Origin of the sequence: Thiomonas delicata, assembly GCF_900088825.1 — a bacterium.
GTDB lineage: Bacteria > Pseudomonadota > Gammaproteobacteria > Burkholderiales > Burkholderiaceae_C > Thiomonas_A > Thiomonas_A delicata.
In genome coordinates this window covers 1-263 of record NZ_LT592191.1, presented here as the reverse complement: position 1 = coordinate 263, position 263 = coordinate 1, and the positions used below count along the sequence as shown (strand labels likewise).

Below are 263 nucleotides of genomic sequence, written 5' to 3'. Positions count from 1 at the left end.
GAGTGGAGCTACAAACCCAAGGCTCCGGGTAAGCAGCCACGCACCATGCATGCCTTCGAGAAAGGCATCATCTGGGGCAACAACAACTACGTCACTGAACAAGCCATCGGTGCCGTTGTCGTGGCCACGCACAATGTGGGCAGCCGACGTGGGACAGGCTGGGTGCGCATGGGCGGTCACCAGGAAGGTTACACACGGCCCCCATATCCGGAACCCAAGTCCCGCTATCCGGCCGCCGACTTTCCCATTCCGCGCCATGACAA

The 263-nt window shown here is 60.8% G+C and carries 1 pseudogene; it reads left to right on the top strand.

The window, feature by feature from the left end:
* Nucleotides 1-263, top strand: a pseudogene (locus tag THIARS_RS18000) (arsenate reductase (azurin) large subunit); the annotation flags it as partial.